At 61.6% G+C, this 13869-nt stretch carries 14 protein-coding genes; 9 read left to right on the top strand and 5 right to left on the bottom strand.

From position 1 onward, the window contains the following. Positions 1 to 155 precede the first annotated feature (155 nt). Entirely contained in the window at positions 156 to 656 is a 501-nt protein-coding gene (locus MF268_RS07670; RefSeq protein WP_238370315.1) for a flavin reductase family protein, read from the top strand. On the opposite strand, the gene MF268_RS07665 is transcribed toward MF268_RS07670, so the two are convergent. The 5 genes from MF268_RS07665 to MF268_RS07645 form a co-directional block, all read right to left on the bottom strand. Further along, positions 653 to 1132 (bottom strand): DUF6505 family protein, encoded by a 480-nt coding sequence (locus tag MF268_RS07665; RefSeq protein WP_238370314.1) that lies wholly within the window; start codon positions 1130 to 1132, stop codon positions 653 to 655. The two genes, MF268_RS07670 and MF268_RS07665, sit on opposite strands and share 4 nt — an antisense overlap. Then, positions 1129 to 1836, bottom strand: a complete 708-nt coding sequence (locus tag MF268_RS07660) for a DUF4444 domain-containing protein (protein WP_238370313.1) — start codon at positions 1834 to 1836, stop codon at positions 1129 to 1131. Before MF268_RS07660 ends, MF268_RS07665 begins: the two co-directional genes overlap by 4 nt. Then, positions 1833 to 2894, bottom strand: coding sequence for an Mrp/NBP35 family ATP-binding protein (locus MF268_RS07655; RefSeq protein WP_238370312.1), 1062 nt, complete (start codon positions 2892 to 2894; stop codon positions 1833 to 1835). The genes MF268_RS07660 and MF268_RS07655 overlap by 4 nt, the downstream gene beginning before the upstream one ends. Before the next feature lie 3 nt (positions 2895 to 2897). Next, on the bottom strand, positions 2898 to 3092 hold the full coding sequence (locus MF268_RS07650; protein ID WP_088632747.1) for a DUF6494 family protein: 195 nt from the start codon (positions 3090 to 3092) through the stop codon (positions 2898 to 2900). Between the two features lie 72 nt (positions 3093 to 3164). After that, complete coding sequence (locus tag MF268_RS07645) at positions 3165 to 5117, bottom strand: 4Fe-4S binding protein (RefSeq protein ID WP_238370311.1); 1953 nt, start codon at positions 5115 to 5117, stop codon at positions 3165 to 3167. A 252-nt stretch (positions 5118 to 5369) separates the two neighbouring features. Between MF268_RS07645 and MF268_RS07640 the strand changes: the two genes are divergently transcribed. From MF268_RS07640 to MF268_RS07605, 8 genes are all read left to right on the top strand, one after another. Beyond that, a complete protein-coding gene (locus MF268_RS07640; protein ID WP_238370694.1) occupies positions 5370 to 5897 on the top strand; it encodes a DUF3305 domain-containing protein in 528 nt (175 codons plus the stop codon). After that, positions 5894 to 6475, top strand: coding sequence for a DUF3306 domain-containing protein (locus tag MF268_RS07635; protein WP_238370310.1), 582 nt, complete (start codon positions 5894 to 5896; stop codon positions 6473 to 6475). Before MF268_RS07640 ends, MF268_RS07635 begins: the two co-directional genes overlap by 4 nt. Then, positions 6472 to 7080 carry a TorD/DmsD family molecular chaperone gene (locus tag MF268_RS07630; RefSeq protein ID WP_238370309.1) on the top strand — a complete coding sequence of 203 codons (609 nt, stop codon included), beginning with the start codon at positions 6472 to 6474 and terminating at the stop codon, positions 7078 to 7080. The genes MF268_RS07635 and MF268_RS07630 overlap by 4 nt, the downstream gene beginning before the upstream one ends. A gap of 69 nt (positions 7081 to 7149) precedes the next feature. After that, a complete protein-coding gene (locus MF268_RS07625; protein ID WP_238370308.1) occupies positions 7150 to 7341 on the top strand; it encodes a ubiquinol-cytochrome c reductase iron-sulfur subunit N-terminal domain-containing protein in 192 nt (63 codons plus the stop codon). 154 nt (positions 7342 to 7495) lie between these two features. Then, the gene (locus MF268_RS07620) at positions 7496 to 10531 is read left to right on the top strand and encodes a formate dehydrogenase subunit alpha (protein WP_238370307.1); all 3036 of its coding nucleotides are present in this window, start codon (positions 7496 to 7498) and stop codon (positions 10529 to 10531) included. A 13-nt stretch (positions 10532 to 10544) separates the two neighbouring features. Continuing rightward, a complete protein-coding gene (gene fdh3B / locus MF268_RS07615) occupies positions 10545 to 11138 on the top strand; it encodes a formate dehydrogenase FDH3 subunit beta (protein WP_088632752.1) in 594 nt (197 codons plus the stop codon). A 207-nt stretch (positions 11139 to 11345) separates the two neighbouring features. Next, the gene (locus tag MF268_RS07610; protein WP_238370306.1) at positions 11346 to 12323 is read left to right on the top strand and encodes a calcium-binding protein; all 978 of its coding nucleotides are present in this window, start codon (positions 11346 to 11348) and stop codon (positions 12321 to 12323) included. A 278-nt stretch (positions 12324 to 12601) separates the two neighbouring features. Then, complete coding sequence (locus MF268_RS07605; protein WP_420485420.1) at positions 12602 to 13816, top strand: formate dehydrogenase subunit gamma; 1215 nt, start codon at positions 12602 to 12604, stop codon at positions 13814 to 13816. The last annotated feature ends 53 nt before the right edge of the window (positions 13817 to 13869 follow it).

The following is a 13869-nucleotide window of genomic DNA, read 5'->3' as shown; positions in this document are numbered from 1 at the left end:
TGCGAGATCACACACCCCGCTGGCTTCCTGTCCCAATCAACTCGGAACCTGCGGCGAGGTTCCACCGTCGATGAAAAGCGACGGGGGAGGTGGACAATGGCGCGCAGGCATGGCACCTCCGGACGGTACTTTTGTAATGCAGGCAGCCCGCCGTCATGGCCCAACCCGACTTTGTTCCCGGCCCCGAGACCGAGGCTGCCTATCGCGAGGCTTTAAGCGCCTTTGGCACGGGTGTGACCGTTGTCACCACCATGACGGAAACCGGGCCTGTCGCGATGACGGCCAATTCCTTTGCCTCGGTATCGCTCGATCCGCCGCTGGTTCTCTGGTGCCCGGCTAAATCGTCCAAGCGCCACGCGGTATTTGCGGCGGCAAAGCATTACGTGATCCATATCATCGCCGAAGATCAGAAAGAGATCGCGACGCATTTCGCCCGCACCGGCGACGATTTTTCCGGCGTCGACTGGCATCAGGGCGAAAACGACCTGCCGATCCTGTCAGGTTGCCTTGCGCGGTTCGACTGTCTTCGGCGCGATGTGCATGACGGGGGCGATCATTCCATTGTCGTCGGTCAGGTCGAACGGGCGTGGCACCGCCCGGGGCTGGGTCTGCTTTACAAGCGCGGCAAATACGGCGGTTTCCTCCGCGAGGATTAATCGTCGAGCGAGCCATGCACCGCAAGCAGGTCGATCTCGGCCCCTCTTGCGGTGATCGTGCGATAGGCTTCGCGCACGCCGTCATCGTCCAGCTCACGCGCGACAGTCAGCAACGTATTCGGATCGTGCTCAGAGCACAGATCGGCCATATGTGCCAGTTCATCGCGCGCAACCATCAGGGCAGCTTCCCTTGACGGCGCGCCATAGAGGTCGACGAAATGCCGGGCGAGCGCCTCTTCGAGCCTCGCCATTTCCTCGGGCTGGATCTGGGTGACAGCGACGAAAGTCACCCGGCCAAAAGTTTCCAGCCCAAGCCAGCCATTTGCAAAGGCCTGACGCGCCTTGCCGGTCAGATCGGCCTCGCCCCAGTTGGAAAACTCGAACCCGCCCGAGATGCACCATTCCCCGGTCCGGGCCGGAGCGTGAAAGACGTTCATGTCGCTTTCGTCGAAATGAATGGCGCGGGCCAGTTTCATGTGTCTGTCTCCAGCAGTGTCGTCAGCGGCAGCAGTTGCGTGGTTTCATCGTCGCGGATCAGCATGCCAAATTTTTCGTCCACTCCAAGGAATTCCCCCTGATAGCCGCCCTGCGTGACGGGTTTGCCGACGCCTTCCAGCAGCGGCACCCAGTCAGCATGAACAGGCGCGTTGCCTTCGTCTGTCCAGCGGTTGATCCAGACCAGCGTATGACGGGCCCAGGCCTCGCAGAGGCGGACCGGATCGATTTCGGCGCAGCCTTCTTCGTAGAGCGATGTCTTGTCGGGGGAGACGCCGGGATCATCGGTGTTTAGTTGAATGGTCAGATCGATCGCGACGATCAGCCAGTCGGGCACGGCCTGTAAATCCAGCGTCGACCCCGCGACCCGGAACGCGCCGCAACGTGCGCCATTGACCAGAATGTCACCCGTCCATGTCAGATGCACCGCCACTTCGGGCGGTGCCAGTGCGCCCAAGGCGTTCTGGAACCCGACCGCGCAGATCGGCAGCATCGCCATGGCATCGGCAAGCGGCACCTCTGGCGCGACAATCAGCGCCGCGCGCAGCCGGTCGGGCTGGATGTCATGGACCAGCGTGCCGCCATCGCAGCCTTGCGCCGCCAAAGCGCGGGCGCGCGACATCGGGTCGGCGCCCGAAGCGGGCTCGCCCACCAGCAGCGGCGGCAGGCTGAGCCCTTGGTTCACGCGAGGCCCCGCGCCACCAGATCCCGCGCCACGCCCCGGAATGCTGCGGCTTGCGCACTGTCTGGGCTGGTCGCCACGATCGGCGCGCCACTATCGGCGGCGGTGCGAATATCAAGGTGCAGCGGGATTTCCGCCAGAAGCGGCACGCCCAGCTTCTCGGCCTCGGCCTTGACGCCGCCATGACCAAAGACGTGTTCCTCATGCCCGCAGTTCGAGCAGATATGCGTGCTCATGTTCTCGATCATGCCAAGGATCGGCGTCTTGAGCTGACGGAACATGTCGATGCCCTTCCGCGCATCCAGCAGCGCGACGTCCTGCGGGGTCGAGACGATGATGGCGCCGTCAATCTCGAACTTCTGGCTGAGGGTCAGCTGCACGTCCCCAGTGCCGGGCGGCAGGTCGATCAACAGGATGTCGAGGGCACCCCATTGTACCTGGTTCATCATCTGCTGCAGCGCGCCCATCAGCATTGGGCCACGCCAGACGACTGCCTGATCCTCGTTCGTCATCAGGCCCATCGACATCATGGTGACGCCATGGTTGCGCAGCGGCAGGATGATCTTGCCATCGGGCGACGCGGGACGGCCGCTCACCCCCAGCATGCGGGGTTGGGACGGTCCGTAAACATCCGCATCGAGCAGCCCGACGCGGCGGCCTTCGGCGGCCAGCGCCACGGCGAGATTCGCAGCGACGGTGGATTTGCCCACCCCGCCCTTGCCGCTGGCGATGGCGATGATGTGATCCACCCCGGCCACCCGCTGCGGCGGTGTCGCCGAAGGCTTGGGCTTGGGTTTCAGCTCGGGCGGCGCCTTCTGGCTATGGGCCGTCATCATGACCGAGGCCTTTTCGACCCCGGGCAGTGCCTTGACGCGGGCTTCGGCCTCGGCGCGCACCGGTTCCATCGCCTCGGCGCGGGCCGGGTCGATTTCCAGCACGAAACGCACCTGCCCGTCCTCGACATTCAGCGCCCGCACGATACCGGCGGCGACGATGTCACTGCCGCTGACCGGATCCTTGATATTCTTCAGTTCCGCGAGAACCGCGTCCCGGCTTGCCATGTCTTACTCGTTCCCTTTGATCGTCCCGGTGACCTCGTGATGGACATCCAGCCCGTCAACCGTCAGCACCACCTTGGCCGTGAAACTGTCACCCGGCTTGGCATCCTTGTTGCGCAGCCCTTCCTCGATGGCCTGCTGGCTGGTCACGCCAACCTGTTTCAGGAACTTGCGCATCGACATGTTGAAATCGTCGCTCATCACCCGTTCTCCTTTATCGTGATCAGGTACGTTCTGCCTGAGAGGCGCAGCCTCCGCCAGCCCCCAGTTGGTTTAGTGATCGCGTCGCGCGTTCAGATAATCGTCCGTGGTGCGCGGCCGTGGCCGTTCCTTGCCCTTGAACGGATTGTCATCGCTCTGGAACTGCGCGTTCACCCGGCAATTGTCGCACATCTGGATCATCCGCGCCTGCGCCGTCGTGGCAAACATCGGATGGGTGCCCGAGAGCTTTTCCATCACCCGCTCGATGGTGGATTTCACGCCAAAGAGCGATCCGCATTCGACGCAGGCAAAAGGTTCTTCCTCGTTCAGGATTTTCTGAGTCAGCGCAGCTTCGCTCAGGTCCAGACGTGGTTCGAGCGTGATCGCATCCTCGGGGCAGATGTTGCGGCAGAGACCGCATTGCAGGCAGGCATCCTCCTGAAACCGGAGCTGCGGCATGTCGGGGTTATCCATCAAAGCCCCCGACGGGCACAGTGACACGCAGCTAAGGCAGAGTGTGCAAGCATCCGTATCCACCAGCACTGCGCCATAGGGCGCGTTTTCCGGCAGGGGCAGCGGAGCCTCGGCGCTTCGGTTCAACGCCTGCGCCGAAAGCCGCGCGATCTGGCGACGATTGCCCAGGGGCAGGATCGGCTTGGCGATATTTTCTTGGTTTTCAGCGGCGTACAGCGCATAGCTCATCCGGTCAGGATCGCTTTCATCAAGCAGTGTGACGCGGCCAGAACCCGCATTGGCCTCGCAGAGCACGCTCTCGCGGGTCAGAGCGTCGCGGTCGGTTGTCGGGGCCAGCAGGATGGTGACATCGCTGAACCCGAGGGCCAGCGCTGCCAGCATCTCGGCATGGCCAAAGCCCGAGATCACCTCGAGCTCAAACGGGATGACATCCGCCGGAAGCCCGCGACCGAAACGCGCCGACAAGCGGATCATCTCAGCCCCGTGTTTTTCATGGACCAAGAGCCGGGGCGCGTTACCTGCGGAAGATGAATAGGTGCCCGCAAGTACCTGAAGACGCGAGACAAGATGCGACAGCGGCGGGTCATCATAGGTGATCGCCGTCGAGGGGCACAGGGCCGCGCAGGCGCCACAACCCGCGCAGATTCCCGGATCAATCGCCACGTGGTCGCCATCGGGCAAGATCGCGCCGGTCGGACAGATATCAAGGCAGTTGGAGCAACCGGTCTGCCCGGCGCGGGAATGGGCGCAGAGCGATGGGTCGAGCCGCACGTAAAGCGGTTTTTCAAAAGTCCCGACAAGCTGCACCGCATCGAAAGCCAGACGCGACAGCGCCAGCGGATCACGCGGATCGGCGCGCAGGTAGCCGTCGCGTTTCTTCGGCGCGGGGACGAGGGGCGTATCGCCGGTCACGTCGATGACGATATCGCATTCCGATTCCGCCCCGTCGCGCGGCGGAGCAAAGGTGAATTCGCCACGCCCGCCGGGCTCAAGCTCTTGGAAACCGTCGATTTCTACACGGAACCCGCCCAGAGCGCCGATCAGACGACGGATATGCCCCCGGACGCAGTCAAACCGGCGGTCCATTGGCGGTTCCGCCTCGTCGGTCAGCACCACAGTAACGGCGAGCGACTCTGCCAGCATCTCGGCCATGGGGAGCGCGGCACGCGCCGTGCCAAAGACAAGGCAGACGCCTTCGCTGATTACATCGAAACTTTGCGACTGTGCGGATGGCAACTGGGATTCGGCGACGAGGGCCGCCATTTTCGGCCCCGCTTTCGCGCCCTCCTCTGACCAGCCCGCGCGGTCGCGCAGATCGACGAACCCGGGTGCCTCGACGCCGAGCTCTGCAGCAAGATCCTCGAACACCGCCTGTTCCTGCCCGCAGGCGATGGTGACGTCAGGTTCGGTCAGAAAGCGCGCCGCCTTGGTGATTTCATGGGTGCAAAGTGCTGTATGGACGCGGGAACAGGTCAGCCCGCCTGCCTCGATCGCATCCACGTCAAGACGCTGACTGCCCGCGCAATCGCACAGAATTATCTTGCCTGTCATTCCCTGCTCTCCCCTCGGGTCTGCGCGGAACAGTGTACCGCTGTGCGGTCATTTTTCCTGCCACGCCGCTTCTGGATGACACTAGCGCGATCCGGGCCGCCGCTGCCACCCCGAACTGGTCAGAAAATCTGATCACTTTCCACGAATGAGGCTTGGCCATCGGGATGAAAAGTTACATAGTCGGGCCAGTTGCCCAGATCATAAGCCAACGAAAGCATAGCCTTGATCGAAACGACGACCATTCGCGCGGAGATGCCGCTGGGCATCGTCATTCGCAGAATGCCCGGTGTGACCCGCTGGGCGAAATGGCACTGGCGTGCGGTCGCCGTGCTGCCGGGCGCGCGTCCGGCCGATTGGGCAGAGCTGCGCTGCGATGGCGAAACGGTCGAGTATCACGCGGCAACAAAGGCGCTGACTCTCTGGGCCACGGATACCGAAGCATACCTCACGAACCTCGCGGACAATGTGCCATCGATCTACGTGGTTCTGCGCGAAAGCACTGATCGCAACAAGCCGCTGGAGGTCCTGTTGGTGACCGCTTCGCCCTATGAGGGGCAGGATTACGCGGATAACGGCGAGGATATCGTCGAAAAGGTGGCGATGCCCGACGGTCTGGCCGCATGGGTGCGCCGCTTTGCCCAGGAGCATCACGAAGATGAAGCTTTTGTTAAGCGTCGGCGCGATAAAAAACGCGTGGACCTGACCGAAGACGGAAAGGGCGATGCGCGCATCCGTCAGGTTTCCGATGTGTATCGCGCGCCGCGAAGGATGATGCCATGACCGCGCGGAAAGATTTCTGGAGCCGCCGAAAGGCAGCCGTCAGGGCCGAGGAAAATGCCGCGCAAGTAATGGCCGAGGCGCAGATCCGCGAGGATGTGGTAGCCGAAAAGGACGACGCCACCCTGTTGGCGGAACTGGGCCTGCCCGACCCGGAAACATTGCAAGCGGGCGACGATATCCGCGCCTTCATGGCCAAGGCCGTGCCGGAGCATCTGCGGCGCATGGCCCTGCGCCGGTTGTGGAAAGTCAATCCGGTGCTGGCGAATGTGGACGGCCTTGTCGAATATGGCGAGGATTTTACCGACAGCGCCACGGTGGTCGAAAACCTGCAGACGACCTATCAGGTTGGCAAGGGAATGCTGTCGCATATCAAGGCGATGGCGCGCGACGCTGACGTGGAAGAGTTCGAAGAGACGCCTGAAGAACTGGTGGCAGAGACCGAACCCGAACCGGCACCAGCGGTACAAGCCGAGACCACGGCGCGACCGGCAGAGGTTGTCGAAGACCGACGCCCCCGGCGCATGCGGTTCCGCTTTGCAGAGACGACGCCACAGGATACCCAGGCGGAAAGCGCATGAACGACACATCTGAAATGATTGAAATTGCAGAAGAAGACCGGATGCGCGCCGATCTATACGATTATCTCGGGCTATTGCTGGCCCGTCCCCCATCGCAGACGGTCCTGACGCAAACGGCAACTCTTTCGGGCGATGACACCGCCCTTGGCCAGTCCATCAGCGGGCTGGCGCGGGTCGCCCACGTGACGAAGCCCGCCGCGGCGGAACGAGAGTTCAACGCGCTTTTCATCGGGCTGGGGCGCGGTGAACTGCTCCCCTATGCCAGCTACTACCTGACCGGGTTCCTGAACGAAAAACCCTTGGCCCAGTTGCGCTCGGACATGGCGGCGCGCGGCATCACCCGCGCCCCGAACGTCTATGAGCCCGAAGACAACATCGCCTCACTGATGGAGATGATGGGCGGCATGATCGCCGGTCGCTTTGGCCAGCCCGCAGGCCTCGCGACACAGCAGGAATTCTGGAATCGGCACATCGGCCCCTGGGCCGCGCATTTCTTTGCCGATCTCGAAGCAGCGAAGAATTCGGTGTTTTACGCCTCGGTCGGGGCAATTGGACGCAATTACATGGAAATCGAAAAAGAAGGTTTCCGCATGGCCGCAGCCTGACCGGCGCGGTACCTGCCTTGATGAACGGGGCAGGATGAAGGAAGAAGAAAAGGAAGGGAGGAGACCCCGATGACCAAGAAAAACGAAGACGGTGCAAGCCGCCGCGATTTTCTGAAACTTGCCGGAACTGCGGCCCCCGCCGCCGTGGCTGCCGCCGCGATGAGCGGGACCGAGGCGCAGGCCGCCGAGGCCCCCGTCAATGAGACGCGGCTACAGGATACCGAACATACCCGGGCCTATTACGAAAGCGCCCGCTTCTAGTTTCATGATGGGCACCGAGGCGCCCGCGAATGGTGTCGCGGATGACCGGTGACGGAGATCGCCCCCGCAGTGGCTTGGTTTGGCCATCACGCGGGAGGAGAAGAACAGGAACCATGCCAGCCGAGCGAAACGGCGAGCTTTGGAGGACAAGAAGATGCTGAGGAAAAAGACCAACGGGGTGGCGCGACGCCCGCAGCGGACAAGTGTTCTTTCCCGTGTCGGGGAAAGTACCGTTGACCGCCGCGCCTTTCTGCGCGGCTCGGGGCTGGCCATCGGGGGCCTTGCAGCGGTCGGAGCAACCGGCGGTACCGTCACCCGCGCCACGGCGCAATCTGCGGCGCAGACGGCGGTTGAAACCATCAAATCGGTCTGCACCCATTGCTCGGTCGGCTGCACGGTGATTGCCGAGGTCGAAAACGGCGTCTGGACCGGACAGGAACCCGGCTGGGACAGCCCGTTCAACCTTGGCGCCCATTGCGCAAAAGGCGCATCGGTGCGCGAGCACGCCCATGGGGAGCGGCGGCTCAAGTACCCGATGAAAAAAGTCGGCGGCGAATGGACCCGGATCAGCTGGGAAGACGCGATCAACGAGATCGGCGACCAGATGAACGTGATCCGCGAGGAAAGCGGCCCCGACAGCGTCTACTGGCTCGGCTCGGCCAAGCATTCCAATGAACAGGCCTATCTGTTCCGCAAGTTCGCCGCCTACTGGGGCACGAACAACGTCGACCACCAGGCGCGGATCTGCCACTCCACCACCGTTGCGGGTGTTGCGAACACATGGGGCTACGGCGCCATGACCAACAGCTACAACGATATCCATAACTCCAAGGCGATCTTCATCATCGGCGGCAACCCTGCCGAGGCGCATCCGGTCTCGCTCCAGCACCTGCTGAAGGCGAAAGAGCAGAACAACGCGCCGCTGATCGTCTGCGATCCGCGTTTCACGCGCACGGCGGCCCATGCGGACGAATTCGTCCGGCTGCGCCCGGGCAGCGACGTGGCGCTGGTCTGGGGCATCCTCTGGCATCTTTTCGAGAACGGATGGGAGGACAAGGAATTCATCCGCACCCGTGTTTGGGGCATGGACCAGATCCGCGACGAGGTAAAAAAATGGACGCCCGAGGAAACCGAGCGCGTGACCGGCGTACCGGGCAGCCAGCTCAAGCGCGTGGCGCGGACGCTGGCGAACAACCGCCCCGGGACGGTGATCTGGTGCATGGGCGGGACCCAGCACACCACCGGCAATAACAACACCCGCGCCTATTGCATCCTGCAACTGGCGCTGGGGAACATGGGCACAGCAGGCGGCGGCACCAACATCTTCCGCGGCCATGACAACGTGCAGGGCGCGACCGACCTTGGCGTGCTGTCGCACACCCTGCCCGGCTATTACGGGCTGTCCGATGGCGCATGGGCGCATTGGGCACGCGTCTGGGGCGAAGATCTGGACTGGCTGAAAGGCCAGTTCGCCACCGTCAAGGGCGAGGAGGGCGAGGATCAGAACCTGTGCACCCTGACCGGCATCCCGGTCAGCCGCTGGATCGACGGCGTCCTGGAAGATCCGGCCAACACAGATCAGCCGAACCCGGTACGGGCCATGGTCCTTTGGGGTCATGCGCCGAACTCGCAAACCCGGATGAAGGAAATGAAGACGGCGATGGAAAAGCTCGACATGCTTGTCGTGATCGATCCCTACCCGACCGTTTCCGCCGTGATGAACGACCGCACCGATGGCGTCTACCTGCTGCCGGCCGCGACCCAGTTCGAAACGCGCGGCTCGGTGACCGCTTCGAACCGGTCGCTTCAGTGGCGCGAACAGGTGGTACAGCCGCTGTTCGAATCCAAGCCCGACCATGAGATCATCGGCCTGTTCGCGAACAAGTTCGGCTTTGCCGACCGCCTGTTCCGCAACATCGAGATGGATGATGCGAACACGCCCAACGTCGAAAGCACGCTGCGCGAGATCAACAAGGGCATGTGGACCATCGGCTATACCGGGCAGACGCCTGAACGGCTCAAGATGCACATGGCAAACCAGCAGACCTTTGACCGCACCACGCTGCAGGCGGTCGGCGGTCCTGCCGATGGCGACTATTACGGTCTGCCGTGGCCCTGCTGGGGCACGGCCGAGATCAACCACCCCGGCACGCCGAACCTGTACGACATGTCGAAACCTGTGGCCGAGGGCGGCCTGACCTTCCGCGCCCGTTTCGGGGTGGAACGCGACGGCGAGAACCTGCTGGCCGAGGGTGTCTATTCCGTCGGATCGGAAATCGAGGACGGCTACCCCGAGTTCACCTACCAGATGCTGGTGGATCTGGGCTGGGACGGCGATTTAACCCGCGAGGAAAAGATCACCATGGGCAGCATCGTCGGGTTCCAGGGGCTTGATGCCACGGTCGGTGAAAGCGATGACGGCGACGACGGCACTACTTCGCCCAGCGGCGATCAGGCCTCGAACGAGGAGGTCGGCGAACAGTCGATGTCGCCCTTCCCGTCAGACTATGACGAGAAGGTCGCCGCGATCAACTGGAAGACCGACCTCTCGGGCGGAATCCAGCGGGTCGCGATCGCCCATGGCTGCGCGCCCTTCGGCAACGCCAAGGCCCGCGCCGTGGTCTGGACCTTCCCCGATCCGGTGCCTGTCCACCGCGAGCCGCTTTATTCGAACCGGCGCGATCTGGTGGCGGATTATCCGACCTATGAAGACCGCAAGTTCTATCGTCTGCCGACCATGTACGCGTCGATCCAGAAGAACGACTTCTCCGAGGAATATCCAATCATCCTGACATCGGGTCGTCTGGTCGAATACGAAGGCGGCGGGGACGAGACACGTTCCAACCCGTGGCTGGCTGAATTGCAGCAGGACATGTTCGTCGAGATCAACACCCGCGATGCCAATAACCTTGGGGTCCGGGACGGCGCGCAGGTCTGGGTCGAAGGCCCGGAAGGCGGCAAGGTCAAGGTGATGGCGATGGTCACCAACCGGGTAGGTGCGGGCGTGGCCTTCATGCCCTTCCACTTTGGTGGCCATTTCGAGGGTGTCGATCTGCGGGACAAATACCCCGAAGGCGCGGACCCCTATGTGCTTGGCGAAAGTACCAACGTCGCGCAGACCTATGGCTATGACTCGGTGACCCAGATGCAAGAAACCAAAGCGACTCTCTGCAAAATCTGGGCAGCGTAAGGAGGAGAACGATATGGCTAGAGCAAAATTTCTCTGCGATGCCGAACGCTGCATCGAGTGCAATGCCTGCGTCACCGCATGTAAGAACGAGCACGAAGTACCCTGGGGCATCAACCGCCGCCGGGTGGTGACGATCAATGACGGCGATCCGGGCGAACGCTCGATCTCGGTTGCCTGCATGCATTGCTCGGACGCGCCCTGCATGGCGGTCTGCCCGGTGGACTGTTTCTACCAGAACGAGGAAGGCATCGTCCTGCACTCCAAGGATCTCTGCATCGGCTGCGGTTACTGCTTTTACGCCTGCCCCTTTGGCGCGCCGCAATACCCGCAGGCGGGCAATTTCGGATCGCGCGGCAAGATGGACAAATGCACCTTCTGCGCCGGTGGCCCAGAGGAAAACAACTCGGCCGCCGAATTCGCCAAATACGGTCGCAACCGGATTGCCGAGGGCAAATTGCCGATCTGCGCCGAGATGTGTTCGACCAAGGCATTGCTCGCAGGCGATGGCGATACGGTATCGGCAATCTACCGCGAACGCGTCGTGGCGCGCGGCTTTGGTTCGGGCGCCTGGGGCTGGGGCACAGCCTATGATCAAAAGGGCAACTAAGCCCTTCTAACCCTTATCAAAACGTCAAAGCCCCGGTCCTGCACCGGGGCTTTTTTGTCTGATCTACCTCTGAAAATTTCGATAAAACGCAGGCCTCGGTCCTCGGCGTTTAAATGCCAAGTTGTCGGAAAGCCCGCCGGTAGAGTAAATTAGGTCCATTCAGAATTTCCGGCATTTTACCTTTCCATTCAGACAGAGGACAGCGCGATGGCCACAATCACTTTCTTTCCGTTTGATGACGACCTGTTCCCATACTACGAGGCAGGTTTCTTATTGGAATACCTGGATATAGACGCGGCAATCAGTGCCAACGCGACCACGATAACCAGCGTCATGGCCGTTGTGGACGATTACTATTATTATGATCTTTATCCGCCCTACTCCCCGCAGGTCACGCTTGTCGATGTGACGATCACCGGCACCTTCAGCTACGGCGATCTGGGCACGGTTTCGGGCAGCATGGAGTCGATCACGGCAAGCTACGAGGGCGAAACCCTGATGGAGATCACCGACATCGACGGTGATGCGGGGATGATCTGGGCATTGTTGCTTGGAGGGTCGGGTTTCGAATCCGAACTATTCAACGGCAACGATCAGTACAACGGCACCGGAGATTCCGATTTCTTTCAGGGTTTTGACGGTCGTGACAAGCTGTTCGGGATGGGAGGCCGCGATAACCTCTACGGGGGTGACAACAATGACCGGATACGCGGCGGCGATGGCGGCGACTATCTCTATGGCGGCAGGGGAAGCGACCGGATGTTCGGAAATGCCGGGCATGACAATCTCTATGGCGGCGGCGGGGGCGACCACATGTTCGGCGGTGACGGGCGCGACCGGATCGTCGGCGGGCATGGCGACAACATCATGGATGGGGGCGCAGGACGCGACACCCTGATTTCGGGCAATACCACCAATACCCTGACCGGCGGCAGTGGCAATGACAGCTTCGTCTTCAAGAAATTCGCCGAAGACGACCTTACGATGTCTCACACGATCATAGATTTCGAAGAGGGCGATACGCTTCTTTTCACCGAATTTCGCCGCAACATGGAGCTGGAATTCACCCAGAACGGCAATGATGTCGTGATCACCTACAACAACAATATGGTCACCATCCTTGACGCCATGCTGGCCGACGTGCAGAGCGCCGTGGATACGGTGCGCTACGATTATTACTATTGATAGCCGGCCCGGGGCCGGTTTCCTGACCGGCTCGGGCCCCCTCGCAATCGAAATAGGGAAAGGGCGTAGGTGGTTCTCCCGGAAAACTGGACTGGCCCGGTTGAGCAAACCTTCCATCAAGAGATTAACCTTCTTTAACAAATGATTGTAAAATTTTAGATTTCCAGGTTGAAAGCCACACTCTATCTCTCGGGGTAAACCTGACTTTCATCCGCATTTTCTTTGCAAATCCACTGGAAACAGCTAGGTTTGAGGCAATTGATTTCGGGGAGGTTCCAATGTCCTATCTGCGCTGTTTTCTTGTGGTCCTGGCATTGGTGCTGGCACCCTGGCCGATGATCTCGCAGGCGCAGGAGACCACCGCTCCCCCCGTTGACCGCAGCGCGACCGGCGGCGCCCAGACGCTCGAGGATATCCTCGCCCGTCAGCGTGGCCAGGAAGTCGATGACAGTTTCCGTCGCGACGCAACCGGCAGCCCGGATAACGCGGCGGGGATCGCCAACCAGCTTGGAACGCTTGGCGGCGCATCGGATTCCGAGATGTACCGCGCAATTCGCTATGGCAGTGCGGATGTGACTGTTTCGAACAACGGTCCCGCCTCGAACGTGCTGATACAGGACGGCGGCATGTGGTGGCTGGAATTCCGCCGTGGTCCGCTGGCGACTTATGGCGCTTGGCTGCTTGGCGGTACGCTTGTCGTTCTGGCACTGTTCTACCTGATCCGGGGCCGCATCCGTATCGAGGGCCGGAAAACCGGACGCAAACTGCTGCGGTTCACGGCATTCGAACGTTTCGGCCACTGGCTTTTCGCCGGCTCCTTCCTGCTGCTGGCGCTGACCGGGCTGATCTCGCTCTTTGGACGGATGGTGCTGATCCCCGCCTTTGGCCATCAGGCGTTTTCGACCCTCGCGATTGCCTCGAAATGGGTGCACAACAACGTCGCCTGGGCGTTCATGCTGGGGCTTGTGATCGTCACGATAAACTGGATCTGGCACAACCTGCCCGACAAAACCGATCTGAAATGGCTGGCGCAGGGCGGCGGGTTGTTTTCCAAGCACACGCACCCGCCCGCCAAGAAATTCAATGCAGGTCAAAAACTTATCTTCTGGGCCTGCATCGTGCTGGGCGTGTCGATAAGCGCCTCGGGCCTGTCGCTGCTGTTTCCCTTCCAACTGCCCATGTTCGCGTCGACCTTTGCGCATCTGAACGACTGGGGGCTGCCGCAGCTTGTCGGTCTTGGCCCGCTGCCCGACCAGATGGCCCCGCATGAAGAGATGCAATATTCGCAGCTTTGGCATTCGATTGTCGCCTTCGTCTTCATCGCCATCATCTTTGCCCATATCTACCTTGGCACGCTGGGCATGGAGGGGGCGTTCGACGCGATGGGCACCGGCCGCGTCGAGGAACAATGGGCGCGCGAGCACCACAGTCTCTGGGTCGATGAGGTCAAATCCCGCGAGGCCGGAAAAGGTGTCGCAACCCCGGCCGAGTAACATGGCCCTTTGCGCCATGCGCCTGTCACTTGCTTTATGTCTTGCTCCGCTGG

It is taken from the genome of Heliomarina baculiformis, assembly GCF_019966545.1.
GTDB classification, from domain to species: Bacteria; Pseudomonadota; Alphaproteobacteria; order Rhodobacterales; family Rhodobacteraceae; genus Heliomarina; species Heliomarina baculiformis.
The sequence above is the reverse complement of the archived record's forward strand: the minus strand, read 5'-3'. Positions and strand labels throughout refer to the sequence as shown.